Source organism: Geodermatophilus sp. SYSU D00766 (assembly GCF_054049915.1).
On the sequence record NZ_JBJGYI010000002.1, the window covers coordinates 120902 to 139560 of the forward strand.

An 18659-nucleotide genomic window follows, 5' to 3' on the forward strand; every position below is an offset into this window, starting at 1 on the left:
TCCGGCGTCGTCTACCCCGTCGGACTGCGGCTGCTCGACCGCCGCGTCGTCGTCGTCGGCGGCGGGTCGGTCGCCCACCGCCGCGTCGCCGGCCTGCTCGAGGCCCGCGCGCGGGTCACCGTGGTCAGCCCGGAGGTCACCCCCGCGCTGGAGGCGCTGGTCGAGCCCGGCTCGATGACCTGGGTGCGCCGCCGCTACGTCCCCGGCGACCTCGACGGCGCCTGGTACGCGGTGGCCGCCACCGACGACCCCGCCGTCAACGCCGCGGTGGCCGAGGAGGCCGAGCGGCTGCGGGTCTTCTGCGCCCGCGCCGACGACCGCTCGGCCTCCAGCGTGTGGACCCCTGCCGTCGGCCGGCAGGGCGACCTCGTCGTCGGCGTGCACGGGGGCGGCGACCCGCAGCGGGCGGTCGGGGTGCGCGACGCCGTCGTCGCCGGGCTCACCGACGGCAGCATCCGCGACCGAGCCGCCCGCTCCCCCCTGGGTCCCCGGGTCGGCAGCGTCGTCCTGGTCGGCGGCGGCCCCGGCGACCCCGGCCTGGTCACCGTGCGCGGGCAGCAGGCCGTGGCGCAGGCCGACGTCGTCCTGGCCGACCACCTGGCGCCGCAGTCGCTGCTGGCCTCGCTGCCGCCGGAGGTCGAGGTCATCGACGCCTCGAAGCTGCCGCGCGGGCGGTCGATGGCGCAGGAGCAGATCAACGCGCTGCTGGTCGAGCACGCGCTGGCCGGCAAGCGGGTGGTGCGGCTCAAGGGCGGCGACCCGTTCGTCTTCGGCCGCGGCATGGAGGAACTCGAGGCGTGCGTGGCCGCGGGCGTGCCGGTCGAGGTCGTGCCCGGCGTGACCAGCGCGATCGGGGTCCCGGGCCTCGCCGGCATCCCGGTCACCCACCGCGGGCTGACCCACGAGTTCGTCGTCGTCTCCGGGCACGTGCCGCCCGGCCACCCGCAGTCGCTGGTCGACTGGGCGGCGCTGGGCCGGCTGCGCGGCACGGTCGTGGTGCTCATGGGCGTCGACACCGCCGGTGCGATCGCGGCGGCGCTGGTCGAGCACGGCCGCGCGCCGCACACCCCGGTCGCGGTGGTCGCCGACGGCTCCACCCCGACCCAGCGGGTCGTGCGCACCACCCTCGCCGGCCTCGCGGCGGCCATCGCCGAGGAGGGCGTCCGCCCGCCGGCGGTGTGGGTGGTCGGCGACGTCGTCGGCCTCGCTCCCCGGCTGGGAGACGCCTGACAGGACATCAGCAGCACTGGCGCTGCGGATGTAGCAGTCCTACTATCTGCTGCACCGTCCAGCGTCCCCGGAGGCGACGATGCCGCGTCCCGCTCCCCCGCCCGACGACGACCGGGTCGTCGAGGTCCGCGACCTGCGGATGAGCTACGGCAGCACCGAGGTCCTCACCGGCGTGGACCTGACGGTCTCCGCGGGCGAGGTCGTCTGCCTGCTCGGCCCGAACGGCGCCGGCAAGACCACCACCATCGAGGTCCTCGAGGGCTTCCGGCTGCCCTCGGCCGGGCACGTGCGGGTGCTCGGCGCCGACCCGGCCCGGGCCGACGACGCCTGGCGGGCCCGCGTCGGCGTGGTGCTGCAGTCCTGGCGCGACCACGCCCGCTGGACCCCGCGCCGGCTGCTCGGGCAGCTGGGCGGCTACTACGCCCCCTACGCGACGCCGGAGCGGCCACGGCCCTACGACGTCGACTGGCTGCTCGAGGTCGTCGGCATGACGGAGTTCGCCGACCGCCGGATCGGCACCCTCTCCGGCGGCCAGCGGCGGCGCCTCGACGTCGCCGTCGGCATCGTCGGCCGCCCCGAGCTGCTCTTCCTCGACGAGCCGACCGCCGGGTTCGACCCGCAGGCCCGCCGCGACTTCCACGACCTGGTGCACCGGCTGTCGGACCTGGAGGGCACCAGCATCCTGCTCACCACCCACGACCTGGCCGAGGCCGAGCGGCTGGCCGACCGCATCCTCGTCCTGGCCGACGGCCGGATCGTCGCCGACGGCAGCCCCGACGCGCTGACCCGCCAGGTGGCCGGCACCTCCGAGGTCCGCTGGGCGTGCGGCCGGGAGCGTTTCGTGCACGCCACCGACGACGTCGTCGCGTTCGTCCGGGGGCTGTTCGAGCAGCACGGCGACGCGCTCACCGACCTCGAGGTCCGCCACGCCAGCCTCGAGGACACCTACCTGGCGATGGTGCAGCGGTTCGAGGCCGGCGCCGGCAGCGCGCCGGCGCTGGTGGAGGTGACCCGGTGAGCGCCACCCGCACCGCCCTGGGCCTCGGGGTCCGGCGCGGCTGGACGGAGTTCCTGCTCAGCCTCCGCAGCCCGCAGGACCAGGGCTTCTACCTCTTCGTGGGCGGCGCCACGCTGCTGTACCTGTGGTTCAACCGGGACGAGCAGCTCGAGGGCACCGGCATCTCGCTGGTCGCCTACAGCCTGCCCAGCGTCCTCGCCGCCCTGCTCGCCTTCGGCGTGGTGGTCGGCCCGGCGTTCTCCCTGGCGATGGAGCGCGAGGACGGCACGCTGCTGCGGCACAAGGCGCTGCCGCACGGCATGCAGGGGTACGTGACCGGGCAGCTGGTCTACCACTCGCTGGGGCTGCTGCCGATGCTGCTGGTGATCCTGGTGCCGAGCTTCCTGCTCTTCGACGGGGTCATGGAGCGCGGCGCGGAGGGCTGGCTCACCGTCGCCTGGGTGGTCGCGCTCGGGCTGCTGGCCACCCTGCCGCTGGGCATGGTCATCGGCTCGCTGGTACCGAGCACGCAGAAGGTGACCACCTGGGGGATGCTGCCGGTCATCGTGGTCACCGCGATCTCCGGGATCTTCTTCCCCGTCCAGGCGCTGTGGGGCTGGGTGCAGGGCGTCGCGCAGGTCTTCCCGACCTACTGGATCGGCCTGGGCATGCGCTCGGCCTTCCTCCCGGACTCCGCTGCCGCCGTCGAGCTCGGCGACTCCTGGCGCACGGGGACGACCGTGCTCGTCCTCGCCGCGTGGGCGGTGGCCGGGTTGCTGATCACCCCGCGGGTGCTGCGGCGGATGGCCCGCCGCCAGTCCGGCTCGCAGGTGGCCGCGGCCCGGGACGCGGCGGCGCAGTGGGTCCGGTGAGCGGCGACCGCGACGCGGTCTACAACCGGATCGCGCTGCTGCGCGCGGAGCAGGGCGTGACCCGGCGGGAGCTCGCCGACGCCCTCGGCGTCCACTACCAGACGGTCGGCTACCTCGAGCGCGGCGAGTACAACCCGAGCCTGCACCTGGCGCTGCGCATCGCGGAGTTCTTCGGGCTGCCGGTGGAGGTGGTCTTCTCCACCCGGCCGTTCCCGCGGATCAGCGACACCGCCCGCCCCGCACCCGGCGAGCCGCCCGCCGCCGCGGGCTGAGGTGACGGAGCGGCCCCCGTGCCCCCGCCGAGGGGGCCTCCTAGATGTTGGCGCCGTCGGGCGGTGGCTCCTCGGGCAGCGGTGCGGCGAACCCGTTGCCGTCGGTCGCGGGCGCCGACATGCCCACGGTGTAGGAGGTCATCGACAGCGACCCGTAGGCGTAGCCGTCGACCAGCACCTCCGCCGTCGTCCCGGTCGCGCCGGCCATACCGGCCACGTACAGCAGCGGCAGGAAGTGGTCGGGCGTGGGGACGGCGAGGTCGAAGTCGCGGTGCCCGTCGAGGCGGGCGATGGCGGCGGGGTCGTCGAGCATCAGCTCCCGGGCGGCCTCGTCGAAGCGCTGCGCCCAGTCGAAGCCGGCGTCGGGCATGGCCCGGCTGACCCCGCCGAGGTTGTGCACCACGTTGCCGCTGCCGACCACCAGGACGCCGTCCTCCCGCAGCGGGGCCAGCGCCGCACCCATCTGCAGGTGGTAGTCGGCGCCCTTGAGCGCGTTGATCGACAGCTGGGCGACCGGCACGTCGGCGTCGGGGAAGGCGTGCGCGAGCACCGACCAGGCGCCGTGGTCGAGGCCCCAGCTGTCGAGGTCGGCACCCACCCAGGTCGGGGAGACGACGTCGGCCACCTGCTCGGCCAGCTCCGGCAGGCCGGGGGCGGCGTACTCCACGCCGAACAGCTCCGGCGGGAAGCCGAAGAAGTCGTGGATCGTGCGCGGCCGGGGCATCGCGGTGACCGCGGTGGCGTGGACGTACCAGTGCGCCGAGACGACGAGCACGGCGCGCGGGCGGGGCACCGCGCGGCCGAGCGCCCGCCAGGCCTCGGTGTAGCGGTTGCGCTCGAGCGCGTTCATCGGGTTGCCGTGGCCGATGAAGGCGGCAGGCATCAGGGTCATCCGGCTCTCCCTCCTCCGGTGCGGTCCCGCCGCGATCATCGCCTCCCGGGCGCGGGTCCGCGAGGCGCGGCCTGTGCCCCGGCGCGACCGGCCGGGGGCAGCCGGCGCAGCACCGGGGACAGCCGGCGGGCACCGGGGCCCTCCGCGGCGGCAGCGTCCCCGGGGTTGGACAGCCCGCACGAGGTCAGCGACAGGCAGCCGCAGCCGATGCAGGACGACAGCCCGTCGCGCAGCTGCACCAGGGCCGCGATCTGCTCGTCGAGCCGGTCCCGCCAGCCGCGGGAGAGCCGCTCCCAGTCGCGGGCCGACGGCGTGCGCCCCTCCGGGAGGGAGGCCAGCGCCTCGCGGATCTCCGGCAGCGACAGGCCGACGTTCTGCGCGGCGCGCACGAAGGCCAGCCGCCGCAGCACCGAGCGCGGGTAGCGCCGCGCGCCGCCGGCGGTGCGCTCGGCCGCCACCAGCCCCTCGGCCTCGTAGTAGCGCAGCGCCGACGGCGCCAGGCCCGAGCGCGCGGCCACCTCCCCGATCGCGAGCAACTCCACGCCGGCCCCCTTGACCTCAAGTCGCCTTCACATCACAGCGTAGCGCCATGACACCCACCGCCATGACTCCCACCGCCATGACTCCCACCGCCCTGGTGACCGGTACCTCCCGCGGCCTCGGTCTCGCCCTCGCCACCGAGCTGTCCCGCCGCGGCTGGCGGCTCGTCGTCGACGCCCGCGACGCCGCCCGGCTCGCCGCCGCCGTCGCGGCCCTCCCCCGCCCCGACCTGGTCACCGCCGTCCCCGGCGACGTCGCCGACCCCGCGCACCGCGCCGCGCTGGCCGCCGCGGCCGGCGACTCCCTCGACCTGCTGGTGGCCAACGCCTCCGCGCTCGGGCCCACGCCGCTGCCGCGGCTGGCCGACCTCGACCCGGCGGCGCTGGAGGACCTGCTCCGGGTCAACACCGTCGCGCCGCTGGCGCTGGTCCAGGCGGTGCTGCCGGCGCTGGAGCGGGCGGGCGGCACCGTCGTCACGGTCACCAGCGACGCCGCCGTCGAGGCCTACGAGGGCTGGGGCGGCTACGGCGCGACCAAGGCGGCGCTGGACCTGCTGACCGCCGTCCTCGCCGTCGAGCACCCGCGGCTGCGCGTCCTCGCCGTCGACCCCGGGGACATGGCCACCGACATGCACGCGGCCGCCGACCCCGGTGCCGACCCGGCGGACCTCGCCGCGCCGGAGGACGTCGCCCCGGCGCTGCTGCGGGTGCTCGACGGCGACGTCACCGGCCCCCGCGTCCGCGTCGCCGAGCTCGCCACGGCAGTGCGCTCGTGACCGCGGTCCTGCCGATGGGGGCGCCGGCCACCGCCCCGCCGGAGCGCCGCGGGCTGACCCGCGACGGCGTCCGGCTGCTGGCGGTCGGGCCCGGCCGCACCACGTCGGCGCGCTTCACCGACCTGCCCGACCTGCTCGAGCCCGGCGACCTGCTGGTGGTCAACACCTCCGCCACGCTCCCGGCCCGGCTGACCGCCCGGCGGGCCGACGGCGCGACCACCCCGCTGCACGTCTCGACCACCCTCGACGACGGCTCCTGGGTGGTGGAGGTGCGCCGCCCGACCGACGACGGTCCCGAGACCGGGCTCGAGCCCGGCGCCGCGCTGGACCTGCCCGGCGGCGTGCGCCTGGTGCTGCGCGACGGGTTCCCGGACCCGGCGGCGCCCCGGCGGCTGTGGCGGGCGCACGCCACCCCGGCGGTCGGGGTGCCCGCCTACCTGGCCCGGTACGGCCGGCCGGTGCACTACGCCCACCTCGCCGCGCCGGTGTCCCTGGCCGACGTCCGCAACGTCTACGCCACCGAGCCGGGCAGCGCGGAGAACGCCAGCGCCGGGCGGCCGTTCACCGACCGGCTGCTCGTGCGGCTGATGGCGCGCGGCGTCCCGGTCGTCCCGCTCGTCCTGCACGCCGGGGTCTCCAGCCCGGAGCTGCACGAGCCGCCGGCCCCGGAGCGCTACCGGGTCCCCGAGGTCACCGCCCGGCTGGTCACCGCGACCCGGGCGGCCGGGCGGCGGGTGGTCGCCGTCGGCACCACCGTCACCCGGGCGCTGGAGACGGTGACCGGTGATGACGGCGTCACCCGGCCCGGCGGGGGCTGGACCGACCTCGTCCTGGGCCCCGACCGCCCGGCCCGGGCGGTGACCGGGCTGCTCACCGGCCTGCACGAGCCCGAGGCCAGCCACGTGCTCCTGCTCGAGGCGGTCGCCGGACCCGAGCTGGTCGCCCGCGGCTACCGGGCCGCCGTCGACGGCGGGTACCTCTGGCACGAGTTCGGCGACTCGATGCTGCTCCTCCCCGGTGGCGGGCCGGCAGCCCACCGGCGAGGCTGACGGGGTCGGGACGACCGGGTCAGCACGGCCCTCCTCCCCGGCGACGACGGCCGGGAGGCCGGGATGCCAGGCGCGTGGCTGCTCGGGACGGCAGGGAATGGCACGGCGAGCGGGGGCGGCGCCGGGAGGGCCCCCGACGGGGAGCCGCCGCGGGCGGTGCTGCTGGGTCTGCGCGCGCAGGGCGGCGGCGACGGGGACCCGGCGGACCCGCTCGACGAGCTGGAGCGGCTGGCCGACACCGACGGCGTCGCCGTGGTGGGACGGATGGTGCAGGCCCGGGAGCGGCCCGACCCGGCCACCTACCTCGGCTCCGGCAAGGTCACCGAGCTGGCCGGGCTGGTGGCGGAGAAGGACGCCGGGCTGGTCATCGCCGACGGCGACCTCTCGCCGGGACAGGTGCGCAACCTCGAGGACCGGGTCGGCACCCGGGTGGTCGACCGGACCGCGCTGATCCTCGACGTCTTCGCCCAGCACGCCCGCAGCAGCGAGGGTCGCGCGCAGGTGGAGCTCGCCCAGCTGGCCTACCAGCTGCCGCGGCTGCGCGGACAGGGGACGGAGCTCTCGCGGATCGGCGGCGGCCGCACCGCGGGCGGGGCCGGGACGGGTGTCCGCGGGCCGGGCGAGCAGCGCCTGGAGAGCGAGCGCCGCCACCTGCGCCGCCGCATCACCCTGCTGCGGCGCCAGGTGCAGCAGACCGCCGCCCGGCGGCAGCGCACCCGCAGCCGCCGCCGGGTCAACCGGGTTCCGTCGGTGGCGCTCACCGGCTACACCAACGCCGGGAAGTCGGCGCTGCTCAACCGGCTGACCGGCGCCGACGTCCTGGTGCAGGACGCGCTGTTCGCCACGCTGGACCCCACGGTCCGCGAGGCCCGCACCCCCCAGGGCCGGCACTACACGCTCACCGACACGGTCGGCTTCGTCCGCCACCTGCCCCACCAGCTGGTCGACGCCTTCGGGGCCACGCTGGAGGAGGTGGTCGAGGCCGACCTCGTCCTGCACGTCGTCGACGCCTCCGCGCCCGACGCCATGGCCCAGGTGACGGCGGTGCGTGGTGTGCTCTACGAGATCGGGGCGCGCGAGCACCCGGAGCTGCTGGCGCTCAACAAGGTCGACGTCGCGCCGGCCGGGTGGCTCGCCGGGCTGCGCACCGCCTACCCGGACGCGGTGCCGGTCTCGGCGGCGACGGGCGAGGGGATCGAGGACCTGCAGGCGGCGATCGCCCGCGCGCTGGCCCGGTGAGGCCGGCTCACCAGAGGCCGGCGGCGTCCTCCAGGAGCACCCGGCGCTGCTCCGGCGGGCGGGCCGGGCAGGCGGTGCACGTCGGCTGCCCGGGCAGCCGCAGCAGCAGGCAGCAGGAGACCCGGCGGACGAAGCGGGTGCCGCCGACGTCGGTGTAGCGCGGCACCGGCATCGGCGCCCCGACCGCGGCGGCCACCCGTGCGGCCAGCGCGGTCACCGACGCGACGTCGCCCAGCGCGCGGCCGAGGGCCAGCAGCCGGCCGGCCAGCGAGTCGGTGGCCACCGCCCACAGCGGCCGCTCCCGCACACCGCCCGCCGCGGCGACGGCGGCGACCACGGCGGTGAGCGCGTCGCGCAGGTCCCCCGCCGGGTCGGGTCCCGACGGCGCCGCCGAGACCCCGGCGAGCAGGGTCCCCCCGACCTCGTACACGGTGGTGTCGGCCAGCCGCGCCGACAGCGGGCGCCCGGTCGCCAGCCCCGCGGCCACCGGGGTCAGCAGCACCGCCGACGCCGAGTACCACCAGACCGTGGCGAGGGCCCGGCGGTCGTCGCTGCGGTACCGGCGGCCGAGCGCGGTGACCCGGTCGGCCGTCCAACCCGGGTCGGCCAGCAGCCGCGCGGGCAGCGGGCGGGCCGAGGGCGGCGCGAGCAGGCCCAGACCGGCGGCACCGGGCACCCGGGCCGCCACGGCCGCCTGCGGTCCGCCGTCCACCGGGCCAGTCTGGTGCAGCCTGTGGCACGGCCTGACCCCGGCGTCGTCGGGGCCCTACGGTGTGTGCCAGGACACGCCGCCCGCCGGCGGTGCGCCGGCCACGACACGGGAGGAGCACACGTGAGCGAGTCGAACGGGTCGGAGGGCCGCCGCTTCCCGGCCCCGCAGGAGCTGGCCGCGTCGGCGAACGTGGGCCCGGACGTCTACGAGCGCGCCGAGGCCGACCGCCTGGCGTTCTGGGAGGAGGCCGCCCGCCGGCTCACGTGGACCCAGGACTGGGACCAGGTCCTCGACTGGAGCAACCCCCCGTTCGCGAAGTGGTTCGTGGGCGGGAAGCTCAACGTCGCCTACAACTGCCTCGACCGGCACGTCGAGGCCGGGTACGGCGACCAGGTCGCCTACCACTGGGAGGGCGAGCCCGGCGACACCCGGACCCTCACCTACGCCCAGCTGACCGAGGAGGTCTGCAAGGCGGCCAACGCGCTGCTCGAGCTCGGCGTGCAGGCCGGCGACCGGGTCGCCATCTACATGCCGATGATCCCCGAGACGATCGTGGCGATGCTGGCCTGCGCCCGCATCGGCGCCGTCCACATGGTCGTCTTCGGCGGCTTCTCCGCCGACGCGCTGGCCAGCCGGATCACCGACGCCGGCGCCGTCGTGGTGATCACCGCCGACGGCGGCTACCGGCGCGGCGCACCCAGCGCCCTCAAGCCCGCCGTCGACGACGCGCTGACCCGCACCGAGGGCGTCCGCAACGTGCTGGTGGTCCGGCGGACCGAGCAGGACGTCGAGTGGACCGAGGGCCGCGACCTGTGGTGGCACGACGTCGTCGACCGGCAGTCGCCGCAGCACACCGCCGAGTCCTTCGACGCCGAGCACCCGCTCTACATCATGTACACGTCGGGCACGACGGCGAAGCCGAAGGGCATCCTGCACACCTCCGGCGGCTACCTGACCCAGGTCGCCTACACGCACTGGGCGACCTTCGACCTCAAGCCCGACAGCGACGTCTACTGGACCGCGGCCGACGTCGGCTGGGTCACCGGCCACAGCTACATCGTCTACGGCCCGCTGGCCAACCGGGCGACGTCGGTGATGTACGAGGGGACGCCGGAGACGCCGCACCGCGGCCGCTGGTTCGAGCTGATCGAGAAGTACCGCGTCTCGATCCTCTACACCGCGCCCACGGTGATCCGGACGTTCATGAAGTGGGGCGAGGACATCCCGGCCGGCTTCGACCTCACCTCGCTGCGCGTCCTCGGCTCGGTCGGCGAGCCGATCAACCCCGAGGCGTGGCTCTGGTACCACCAGAACATCGGCGGGGGCCGCTGCCCGGTCGTCGACACCTGGTGGCAGACCGAGACCGGCGCGCACATGATCACCCCGCTGCCGGGCGTGACCGACCTCAAGCCGGGCTCCGCGCAGACCCCGTTCCCCGGCATCTCGGCCAAGGTCGTCGACGACGAGGGCAACGAGCTCGGCGACGACTCCACGGGGCTGCTGGTGCTGACCGCGCCGTGGCCGTCGATGCTGCGCACCATCTGGGGCGACGACGACCGCTACGTCGACACCTACTGGTCGCGCTTCGGCAAGGAGGTCTACTTCGCCGGCGACGGGGCCAAGAAGGACCCCGACGGCGACGTCTGGCTGCTGGGCCGCGTCGACGACGTCATGAACGTCTCGGGGCACCGCATCTCCACCACCGAGGTCGAGTCCTCGCTGGTGGCGCACCCCGCCGTCGCCGAGGCCGCGGTCGTCGGCGCGTCGGACCCGACCACCGGGCAGGGCATCGTCGCGTTCGTGATCCTCCGCGGCAGCGCGCAGGACTCCGGCGACGACCTCGTCCAGCAGCTGCGCACGCACGTGTCCAAGGACATCGGCCCGATCGCCAAGCCGCGGCAGATCATGGTCGTGCAGGAGCTGCCCAAGACCCGCTCGGGGAAGATCATGCGGCGGCTGCTGCGCGACGTCGCGGAGGACCGGGAGCTCGGCGACGTCACCACGCTGACCGACGACTCGGTGATGAACCTGATCAAGGAGAAGCTGCCGGCGTCCTCGTCCTCGGACGGCTGAGCCCGCACCAGGCATAGGAAGCTCTCCCCACGTCCGGGGCACCCAGGACGTGGGGAGAGCTTCCACTGCCTCGCCACCCGCCCCGGACGCACCCCCGGGGGACGCCGGGGCGCGGGCGCGGCGATCATGGGGGACGATCACCGTCAGGTCGCCTCCGGCGGCCGACCCGACGAGCCCGACCAGGGAGGAGCCCCCGTGGCCCACAGCGCGTCGTCCACCCAGTCCGCCGGGCGGCATGCCGTCAGCGACGAGCCCTCGGTGGGGTCGCTGGTGCAGAGCGCCATGGCCGACGTCTCCACGCTGATCCGCGGCGAGATCGAGCTGGCCAAGGCCGAGGTCACCCGCTCGGCGAAGAAGGCCGGCGTCAGCGCCGGGCTGTTCGGGGCGGCCGGCGCGCTGCTCGCCTTCGCCGGGTTCTTCCTGTTCGTCATGCTCGCCGAGCTGTTCACCTGGCTGGGCCTGCCCCGCTGGGTGTCCTACCTGATCGTCACGGTCGGCCTGCTGGCGGTCGCCGCCGTGGCCGGGCTGATCGGCATGCGGATGCTCAAGAAGATCGACAAGCCCGAGCGGACCCTGGAGTCGCTGCGCGAGCTGCCCGAGGTCATGCACCGCGAGACCCCCGGCACCCGCCGCCGCGCGCTGCCGACGGTCAGCAACGGGCGCGTCGAGCGGCGCTCCCCCGACTCCTACCTGGTCTGAGCGGCGCGAGCGGGCGGCCCGGGGGCGTCCCCGCCGACGAGCGGCCCGACGCGACCAGCGTCCTGCTGCCCGGTCCCTGGCTGCACCGGGACGCCTCGGCCAACGGCGTCCGGCTGCACCTGGCCGAGGCCGGCGAGGGGCCGCTGGTCCTGCTGCTGCACGGGTTCCCGCAGTACTGGTGGACCTGGCGGGCGCAGCTGCCGGTCCTCGCCGACGCGGGCTTCCGCGCCGTCGCCCCCGACCTGCGCGGTTACGGCGCCAGCGACAAGCCGCCGCGCGGCTACGACCTGCCGACGGCGGCCAGCGACGTCGCGGCCCTGGTGCGCGCCCTCGGCGAGCGGGACGCCGTCGTCGTCGGCCACGACTGGGGCGGGCTGGTCGCCTGGACCATGGCCGCGCTGCACCCGCGCAGCGTCCGCCGGCTCGTCGTCGTCTCGATGGCCCACCCGCGGCTGCTGCGGGCCGGGCTGCGCGACCCCGCCCAGCGGCGGGCGCTGCGCCACGTCCTGCGCTTCCAGCTGCCCCGGCTGCCCGAGCGGCGGCTGACCCGCACCGACGACGACCCGGTCGCGGACTTCCTGCGCCGCTGGGCCGGACCGGAGTGGACGCACACCGCCGACTTCGCCGAGGCCGTCGAGCGCTACCGGTCCGCGGCGCGGATCCCCCAGGCGGCCTACGGGTCGATGGAGTACTTCCGCTGGGCCGGCCGCTCGCAGGTGCGTCCCGACGGGTTGCGCTACGCCCGCCGCATGGCCGCCCCGGTCACCGCACCCACCCTGCAGCTGCACGGCGGGCGGGACCCGCTGGTCCTGCCGCGGACCGCGCGCGGCTCGGGCCGCTACGTGGCCGGCGCCTACGAGTGGCGGGAGCTGCCCGGCATCGGTCACTTCCCGCAGGAGGAGGCCGCCGCCGACGTCGCCACCGCCATCAGGGACTGGGGTAGGGACCCCCTCCCCCCCACCCCTCGCCAGCTCGGGGCGGTGCCCTGACGGGGGCCGCTACTCGCAGGGGCCGGTGTCGACCGGCGCGGTGGCGACCGCGCCCGCCCGTGCGGCCGGGTCCACCTGCTGCGCGGTCAGCGCGTACCCGGTGCTCGGGTCGTCGATCGCCGAGGCGAACACCACGCCGAGCACCTGGCCGGTGGGGTCGAACAGCGGCCCGCCGGAGTTGCCGGCCCGCACCTCGCCGCGCAGCGCGTAGACGTCGCGCTGCACGGTCTGCGTGTTGCGGAAGTCCGGACCGCTGATCGGGCCCTGGTCACGGATGCGGGCGGGGCCGATGAACAGCGGCCCGCCGCCGGGGTAGCCCATGATGATCGCGTCGTCGCCGGTGTCGGACACCTGCCCGGCGAAGGCGAGGGGCACCTGCGGCAGGTCCGGCACGGCGAGCACCGCGACGTCGACCTCCTGGTCGACGTACACCGCCGTCGCCTCGTACTCCTGGCCCTCGGCCTCGACCACCGGGTCGGTCACGCCGGCGAGCACGTGGGCGTTGGTCATCACCCGGCCGGGCGCGTACACGAAGCCGGACCCGTCGATCTGCCGCGAGCACGACGGCGCGATGCCGCTGATCTTCACCACCGAGCCGCTCACCTGGTCGACGACGGGGCTGCCCGCCAGCGCCTGGTCGGGCGTGTCGACCTCCCGGGCCCGCGTGGGGGTCAGCGGGTCGAGGACGTCGGGCAGCCCGCGCCGGTCGATCGCCTCCCGCAGCGAGTCGTAGACCGCCCGCACGCTGCCGGGCACCACCTCGTCCACCGCCTGCACGAGCGCGGACTGGCGCACCTGGCCGGCCACCTGCGGGAACGGTGCGCTGGCCAGCGGCGTGGCGACCATCCAGGCGACGAGCAGCACCGCGACCGCGGACAGGATGGCGCCGGCGACGGAGTCGAGCACCTCGGCCGGCTCCCAGGTGACCCGGCGGCGCACCGCCCGCCCGACCGCACCGGCGACGAGCTGCCCGAGCAGCGCGCCGGCCAGGACGACGACGAGGGCGGCGAACACCCGGGTCACCGGCGTGCTGTCGAGCCGGTCGGCGACGGGGCCGGACAGCTGGGCGCCGAGCACCGCGCCGCCGAGGAAGCCGAGGAACGACGTCGCCGACACCAGCAGGCCCTGGCGGAAGCCCGAGAAGGCGAAGACCACCGCGAGCCCGATGAGGACGACGTCGACCAGCGACATGGCTCAGCCGCGCACCGTCATGACGCCGGACTGGCCGAGCTGGACGTGGAAGGTGCAGTCGAAGGGGTGCTCGCCGGGCGCGGTGACCTCGAACTCGATGGTCCGGCTCTCGCCCGGCGCGAGCAGCGGGATCTCCTCGGTGATCTCCTCCGGGCCGGCGTCGGGCCGGAACCGCAGGTTGTGGGTCATCTGCTCGGCGGTGCTGGTCACGGTCAGCCGCACCCGGCCGGGGTCGACGGCGAAGGCGTCGGGGACGAACACGTAGTCGTCGGGGGTCTCGATGGTGACCTCCTGGACGCCGTCCTCGGCGAGGGTGACCGTGCCCAGCGACGGATCGGCCGACGGCGTCGCCGCGGCGGACCCGCCGTCCCCGGACCCGCAGCCGGCGAGCAGGACCGCCGCGGCAGCGACCACGACGGCCCTCCCGCAGGGGCCCGCCGCGAACCGGCGAGTGGTGGGGGGCGGGGAGGTCCTCCTTCTGCTCATCGCCGCGGAACCGTACGCGCCGCGGGGGCGCCGGGTGCGCCGTCGGCCACCGTCGGCGCGGCGGCGTCCTCGGCGCCGCCCTCGCCCAGCGAGCCGGGGGCGGCGGCCGGCCGCACGCCGGCGGAGGCCAGCGGCCGCACGTCGCGCGCGTTCCACGGCCGGCCGAGGCCCGCGGCCTCCAGCAGCGCGTCGAGCAGCCCCGCGGTGAAGCCCCACACGACCATGCCGGCGACGCCGAACGCCGGGCCGACGTAGCCCGCGGGGTGGCGCACGCGGAACCGGTTGGCCGGGTCGGTGAGGTCGGCCAGCGGCACCCGGGCCACCCGAGCCACCTCCGTGGGGTCGCCGACGGCGACGTCGGCCGGGTCGTCCCACCAGCCCACCACCGGGACGACGAGGTTGTCCGAGGGACCGAGGAACAGCTCGGGCAGCGTGGCCAGCACGCGCACGCCGTCGGGGTCGACGCCGGCCTCCTCGTGCGCCTCCCGCAGCGCGGTGCCGACCGGGTAGTCCTCGCCGGGGTCGGCGCCCCCACCGGGGAAGGCCGGCTGGCCGGCGTGGGTGCGCAGCCGGGCGGACTTCTCGATGAGCAGGACGTCGGCGCCGTGCGGCCCCTCGCCGAAGAGCACCAGCACCGCCGAGCGGCGCGCGGTGTCGCTGGGCTCGCCCAGGCGGTGGCGCAGCGGCAGGTCGCCCGACGCGGTGAGCAGCCGCCGCAGCCAGCCGGGCAGGTCGGAGGTGTCGACGCCGGGCAGCACCCCCGGGCCGGTCGCGCCGGTCACAGCTGCACGCCCAGGTGCTCGGCGACCAGCGCGCGCAGCTCGTCGACCGAGGCCACCGGGCCGACCTTCGTGTGCACGAGCGCGCCGTCGGCGTCGAGGAGGTAGGTGAAGGGCAGGACGTTGACGCCCAGCCCGTCCATCAGCGCGCCGTCGCGGTCGTAGGCGCTGGGGAAGGTGACGCCGGCGTCGGCGGCGAAGGAGTCGGCCTGCGGGACGCCGTCCTTGCTGACGACGCCGACGACCGACACCCGGCCGCCGGCGAGGTCGACGAGGTCCTGGACCAGCGGGAGCTCCTCCCGGCACGGGGCGCACCAGCTCGCCCAGAGGTTGACGACGGTGGGCACGCCCGGGGCGCGGCCGAGGTCGAGCGTGCCGCCCCCGGGGCAGGGCAGGGACACTGCCGGCAGGGTCTCGGCCCCGTGCGCCGGCGTGTCGGGCTGCTCGGGACAGGCCTGCAGCGGCGCGCTCCAGGTGGCCGCGGCGGCCGTCGTCTCCCCCGCGTCGGCGTCGCGCGAGGCCGTGCACGCCGACAGGAGGGCGACGAGCCCGAGCAGGAGGGCGGCGGCCCGCCGTGCCGCGCTCCCCCGGTCCCCGGTGCTCACTCGGTGTCCGACGCCGCCGGCGTCTTCACGAGCTTCAGCGCCGCCTCGGGGTCGGTGGGGCCGATGCCGTAGGACGGGCACCAGCGGGCCAGCCCGCACGCGCCGCAGGCGGCCTTCTTGGCGTGGCACACGCGGCGGCCGTGGAAGATCACGCGGTGGCTGAACATGGTCCAGTCGCGCTTGGGCACCAGCCCGGCGACCTCGGCCTCGACCTTGACCGGGTCCTCCTCGGCGGTCCAGCCGAAGCGGCGGACCAGCCGGCCGAAGTGCGTGTCGACGGTCAGCCCCGGGACGCCGAAGGCGTTGCCCAGGACGACGTTGGCGGTCTTGCGGCCGACGCCGGGCAGGGTGACCAGGTCGGCCATGCGGCCGGGGACCTCGCCGTCGAACCGCTCGACCAGCGCCTGCGCCAGCCCGAGCACGGAGCCGGCCTTGGCGCGGAAGAAGCCGGTGGGCTTGAGGATCTCCTCCAGGTCGGCCCGGTCGGCGCCGGCGAGCGCGACCGGGTCGGGGTACGTCGCGAAGAGCGCGGGGGTGACCTTGTTCACCGTCTTGTCGGTGGTCTGCGCCGACAGCACGGTGGCCACCAGCAGCTCGAAGGCGTTGGTGAAGTCGAGCTCGCAGTGCGCGTCGGGGTGGAGAACGGCCAGCTCACGGGCCATGCGGCGGGCCCGGCGGGTGCGGGCCAGCGGCGTCTCGTCCGGGTCGAACGGCGAGGCCGGGGAGGCGGGCGGGCGGCGCCGTGCGGGACGGGCGTAGGCCGGCGTGGACACGCGGTCGAGGGTAGGCGTCACCGGCGACACCGCCGGGGGCGTGCCACCATGGCGGTGCAGGCCCGCTCAGCAGCGACCGGACCCGGGAGGTGGCGTGGTCGCGCTCATCGTCATCCTCTTCCCGCCGATGGTCATCGCGTTCCTGCTCGTCATGGAGCGCGTCGAGGAACCGCTCCGCCGGCCGACGTCGCCGCGCGAGGTGGCCGAGTTCCTCTCGTCGGCCACCCCGGGCGAGGTCGACACGCTGGCCGCCTCCGGCATCCGCCGGGCCATGGCGCGGTGGCGCCGCCGGCGCCGCTCCCGCGTCCAGCGCAGCGCCGAACCCCTCGTCTGAGCCGGCACGCCGGCTCCCCAGTCGGGGGTGCCCTCCCCGCACCGATCGGGTGACGACGGGCACAGCCGCCTAGACTCCCTACGGATGCGGGCGGTCACGTCCGCAGGTGGACGCTGACGATGGGGTGGAGAGACACGTGGTGGACGAGGTGCTGGCTCAGTCGGGGCTCTTCCAGGGGCTCTCGGAGGAGGCCGTCGACCCGGTCGCCAGCCGTCTGGAGACGATCACCCTGCCGCGGGGCCGGGTGGTGTTCAACGAGGGTGAGCCCGGCGACAGCCTGTACATCGTGCTGACCGGCAAGATCAAGCTGTCCCGCCGCTCCCCCGACGGCCGCGAGAACGTGCTCGCCGTCATGGGCCCCTCCGACCAGTTCGGCGAGCTGTCGGTGTTCGACCCCGGCCCGCGCACCGCGACGGCCACCGCGGTCACCGACGTGAAGCTGGCGAAGATGCCGCAGTCGGTGCTGCGCCCGTGGATCGAGGCGCACCCGGAGGTCGGCGAGCGGCTGCTGCACGTGCTGGCCCGCCGGCTGCGCCGCACCAACGACTCCGTCGCCGACCTGATCTTCACCGACGTGCCCGGCCGCGTGGCCAAGGCGCTGCTGCAGATGGCCGACCGCTTCGGCAGCCGCGAGGCCGACGGGCTGCGCGTCAAGCACGACCTCACCCAGGAGGAGCTGGCCCAGCTGGTCGGGGCCTCCCGGGAGACGGTGAACAAGGCGCTGGCCGACTTCGTGCACCGCGGCTGGATCCAGCTGCAGGGCAAGTCGGTCGTCGTCCTCGACGAGGACCGCCTCCGCCGCCGCGCGCGCTGATCGACCCGACGCGAGAGGCCCAGGACCCGACGGGTCCTGGGCCTCTCGCGTTCGACGTCAGCTGGGGAGCGGGACGACCAGGCCGATGCGGGTGCCGTCCGGGAGCTCGGCGTAGCGGCCCTCGGGGGTGGTCCGCAGCTCGGGCATGATCGGGACCAGTGGCTCCGGCGGGCTGCCGGCCAGGGCCGCGGCGACGTCGGGGAAGGCCGCGAGCTGGCCGAGGGTGTGGATGGTCGGCGGCAGCATCGGGCGGGTGCCCGCGCGCAGCTCGGCCAGCGCCGCCTGCGGCGTGAGCCAGCTGGCCTCGTCGGCCTCGCCGGAGACGTCGCGGGCCTCCTGCCCGGCCGGCAGGGCCGCGGCGAAGAACCGGGTGTCGTAGCGGCGGCTCTCCTGCGGCGGCGTGATCCAGTGCGCGAAGGGCCGCAGCAGGTCCGCCCGCAACGCCAGCCCGCGCTCGGCGAGCAGCCCGGCCAGCGACAGCTCCCGGGTCAGCAGCGCCTGCCGCTGGACCTCCCAGTCCTCACCGGAGACGTCCGGCACGACGTCGGCGCCCTCCGGCGAGCCGGCCAGCAGGACGCCGGCCTCCTCGAAGGTCTCCCGGACCGCGGCGCACACCAGCTCGCGGGCCAGCCGCTCGTCGCAGCCCAGCGCCGCTGCCCACTGCGCCGGCGGCGGCCCGGACCAGGCGACGTCGGTGTCGCCGTCACGCGGGTCGACCCCGCCGCCGGGGTAGGCGGTCATCCCTCCGGCGAACGGCATCCCCCGCGTGCGCCGCAGCAGGTGGACCTCCAGTCCCGCCGCGCCGTCGCGCAGCAGCAGGACCGTGGCGGCCGGGCGGACGGCCGCCGTCATCCCCTCAGCTCGACGGTGAGCTCGACCTCGACCGGGGCGCCGAGGGGCAGCTCGGCGACACCGATCGCGCTGCGCGCGTGGTGCCCCGCGTCGCCGAAGACCTTGCCGAGCAGCTCGCTCGCGCCGTTGACCACGCGCGGCTGGCCGCTGAAGCCCTCGGCGCTGGCCACGTAGCCGACGACGCGCACCACGCGGGCGACCTGGTCGAGGCCCACGAGGTCGTCGACGGCGGCCAGCGCGTTGAGCGCGCACATCTTGGCGTCGGCGGCGGCGTCCTCGGGGTCGACCGAGCCGCCGACCTTGCCGGTGCGCCGCAGCCCGCCGTCGACGAACGGCAGCTGGCCGCTGGTGAACACCAGGTTGCCGGAGCGCACGGCCGGCACGTAGGAGGCGACCGGGGCCGCCACGGGGGGCAGCCGGATGCCGAGCTGGGCGAGCCGGGCGAGCCAGCTCGGGGCCTGGGTGTCCTCGCCGGAGGTCATCGAC

Annotated in this window: 22 protein-coding genes; 12 read left to right on the top strand and 10 right to left on the bottom strand. The window is 76.1% G+C overall.

Going from position 1 to position 18659, the window contains the following annotated elements; translation table 11 throughout:
• The first annotated feature begins 24 nt into the window (after window positions 1–24).
• The 4 genes from cobA (at window position 25) to ACI8AD_RS02550 (ending at window position 3371) form a co-directional block, all read left to right on the top strand.
• A complete protein-coding gene (gene cobA / locus ACI8AD_RS02535; protein ID WP_456869158.1) occupies window positions 25–1230 on the top strand; it encodes a uroporphyrinogen-III C-methyltransferase in 1206 nt (401 codons plus the stop codon).
• A 79-nt stretch (window positions 1231–1309) separates the two neighbouring features.
• Window positions 1310–2248: an ABC transporter ATP-binding protein gene (locus tag ACI8AD_RS02540; protein ID WP_456868991.1), complete on the top strand. Its 939-nt coding sequence runs from the start codon at window positions 1310–1312 to the stop codon at window positions 2246–2248.
• Window positions 2245–3099, top strand: coding sequence for an ABC transporter permease (locus ACI8AD_RS02545; protein ID WP_456868992.1), 855 nt, complete (start codon window positions 2245–2247; stop codon window positions 3097–3099). Before ACI8AD_RS02540 ends, ACI8AD_RS02545 begins: the two co-directional genes overlap by 4 nt.
• The gene (locus ACI8AD_RS02550; protein ID WP_089406067.1) at window positions 3096–3371 is read left to right on the top strand and encodes a helix-turn-helix transcriptional regulator; all 276 of its coding nucleotides are present in this window, start codon (window positions 3096–3098) and stop codon (window positions 3369–3371) included. Before ACI8AD_RS02545 ends, ACI8AD_RS02550 begins: the two co-directional genes overlap by 4 nt.
• Window positions 3372–3411: 40 nt before the next feature.
• Here the strand turns inward: ACI8AD_RS02550 and ygiD are convergent, their stop codons facing one another.
• Both ygiD and soxR read right to left on the bottom strand, forming a co-directional pair.
• Window positions 3412–4263, bottom strand: a complete 852-nt coding sequence (gene ygiD / locus ACI8AD_RS02555) for a 4,5-DOPA-extradiol-dioxygenase (RefSeq protein WP_456868993.1) — start codon at window positions 4261–4263, stop codon at window positions 3412–3414.
• A gap of 35 nt (window positions 4264–4298) precedes the next feature.
• A complete protein-coding gene (soxR, locus tag ACI8AD_RS02560; protein WP_456868994.1) occupies window positions 4299–4805 on the bottom strand; it encodes a redox-sensitive transcriptional activator SoxR in 507 nt (168 codons plus the stop codon).
• 47 nt (window positions 4806–4852) lie between these two features.
• On the opposite strand from soxR, the gene ACI8AD_RS02565 reads away from it, so the two are divergent.
• The 3 genes from ACI8AD_RS02565 to hflX all read left to right on the top strand — a co-directional run bounded on the left by ACI8AD_RS02565 (window position 4853) and on the right by hflX (window position 7866).
• Window positions 4853–5578, top strand: a complete 726-nt coding sequence (locus tag ACI8AD_RS02565; RefSeq protein WP_456868995.1) for an SDR family NAD(P)-dependent oxidoreductase — start codon at window positions 4853–4855, stop codon at window positions 5576–5578.
• On the top strand, window positions 5575–6627 hold the full coding sequence (locus ACI8AD_RS02570) for an S-adenosylmethionine:tRNA ribosyltransferase-isomerase (RefSeq protein WP_456868996.1): 1053 nt from the start codon (window positions 5575–5577) through the stop codon (window positions 6625–6627). Before ACI8AD_RS02565 ends, ACI8AD_RS02570 begins: the two co-directional genes overlap by 4 nt.
• A 63-nt stretch (window positions 6628–6690) precedes the next feature.
• Window positions 6691–7866: a GTPase HflX gene (hflX, locus tag ACI8AD_RS02575; protein ID WP_456868997.1), complete on the top strand. Its 1176-nt coding sequence runs from the start codon at window positions 6691–6693 to the stop codon at window positions 7864–7866.
• Window positions 7867–7873: 7 nt separating this feature from the next.
• Here the strand turns inward: hflX and ACI8AD_RS02580 are convergent, their stop codons facing one another.
• Complete coding sequence (locus tag ACI8AD_RS02580; RefSeq protein WP_456868998.1) at window positions 7874–8578, bottom strand: (2Fe-2S)-binding protein; 705 nt, start codon at window positions 8576–8578, stop codon at window positions 7874–7876.
• A gap of 120 nt (window positions 8579–8698) precedes the next feature.
• Between ACI8AD_RS02580 and acs the strand changes: the two genes are divergently transcribed.
• From acs to ACI8AD_RS02595, 3 genes are all read left to right on the top strand, one after another.
• Complete coding sequence (gene acs, locus ACI8AD_RS02585; RefSeq protein ID WP_456868999.1) at window positions 8699–10651, top strand: acetate--CoA ligase; 1953 nt, start codon at window positions 8699–8701, stop codon at window positions 10649–10651.
• A gap of 195 nt (window positions 10652–10846) precedes the next feature.
• Window positions 10847–11350: a phage holin family protein gene (locus tag ACI8AD_RS02590; protein ID WP_456869000.1), complete on the top strand. Its 504-nt coding sequence runs from the start codon at window positions 10847–10849 to the stop codon at window positions 11348–11350.
• Window positions 11351–11502: 152 nt separating this feature from the next.
• Window positions 11503–12339 (top strand): alpha/beta fold hydrolase, encoded by an 837-nt coding sequence (locus tag ACI8AD_RS02595; RefSeq protein ID WP_456869159.1) that lies wholly within the window; start codon window positions 11503–11505, stop codon window positions 12337–12339.
• A 9-nt stretch (window positions 12340–12348) separates the two neighbouring features.
• Here ACI8AD_RS02595 and ACI8AD_RS02600 read toward each other — a convergent pair whose 3' ends face one another.
• From ACI8AD_RS02600 to nth, 5 genes are all read right to left on the bottom strand, one after another.
• The gene (locus ACI8AD_RS02600; RefSeq protein WP_456869001.1) at window positions 12349–13530 is read right to left on the bottom strand and encodes a MarP family serine protease; all 1182 of its coding nucleotides are present in this window, start codon (window positions 13528–13530) and stop codon (window positions 12349–12351) included.
• Between the two features lie 3 nt (window positions 13531–13533).
• Complete coding sequence (locus tag ACI8AD_RS02605; RefSeq protein WP_456869002.1) at window positions 13534–13944, bottom strand: plastocyanin/azurin family copper-binding protein; 411 nt, start codon at window positions 13942–13944, stop codon at window positions 13534–13536.
• A 68-nt stretch (window positions 13945–14012) separates the two neighbouring features.
• Entirely contained in the window at window positions 14013–14798 is a 786-nt protein-coding gene (locus ACI8AD_RS02610; RefSeq protein ID WP_456869003.1) for an NUDIX hydrolase, read from the bottom strand.
• Complete coding sequence (locus ACI8AD_RS02615) at window positions 14795–15400, bottom strand: TlpA family protein disulfide reductase (RefSeq protein WP_456869004.1); 606 nt, start codon at window positions 15398–15400, stop codon at window positions 14795–14797. The genes ACI8AD_RS02610 and ACI8AD_RS02615 overlap by 4 nt, the downstream gene beginning before the upstream one ends.
• Entirely contained in the window at window positions 15397–16173 is a 777-nt protein-coding gene (gene nth / locus ACI8AD_RS02620; protein ID WP_456869005.1) for an endonuclease III, read from the bottom strand. The genes ACI8AD_RS02615 and nth overlap by 4 nt, the downstream gene beginning before the upstream one ends.
• Window positions 16174–16267: 94 nt before the next feature.
• Here nth and ACI8AD_RS02625 point away from each other — a divergent pair, with 94 nt between their 5' ends.
• Window positions 16268–16507 (top strand): hypothetical protein, encoded by a 240-nt coding sequence (locus tag ACI8AD_RS02625; RefSeq protein ID WP_089406004.1) that lies wholly within the window; start codon window positions 16268–16270, stop codon window positions 16505–16507.
• 136 nt (window positions 16508–16643) lie between these two features.
• Window positions 16644–17321: a Crp/Fnr family transcriptional regulator gene (locus ACI8AD_RS02630; RefSeq protein WP_456869006.1), complete on the top strand. Its 678-nt coding sequence runs from the start codon at window positions 16644–16646 to the stop codon at window positions 17319–17321.
• A gap of 57 nt (window positions 17322–17378) precedes the next feature.
• On the opposite strand, the gene ACI8AD_RS02635 is transcribed toward ACI8AD_RS02630, so the two are convergent.
• Both ACI8AD_RS02635 and ACI8AD_RS02640 read right to left on the bottom strand, forming a co-directional pair.
• The gene (locus tag ACI8AD_RS02635; protein ID WP_456869007.1) at window positions 17379–18173 is read right to left on the bottom strand and encodes an NUDIX hydrolase; all 795 of its coding nucleotides are present in this window, start codon (window positions 18171–18173) and stop codon (window positions 17379–17381) included.
• The gene (locus ACI8AD_RS02640; protein WP_456869008.1) at window positions 18170–18655 is read right to left on the bottom strand and encodes a RidA family protein; all 486 of its coding nucleotides are present in this window, start codon (window positions 18653–18655) and stop codon (window positions 18170–18172) included. The genes ACI8AD_RS02635 and ACI8AD_RS02640 overlap by 4 nt, the downstream gene beginning before the upstream one ends.
• Window positions 18656–18659: the final 4 nt, after the last annotated feature.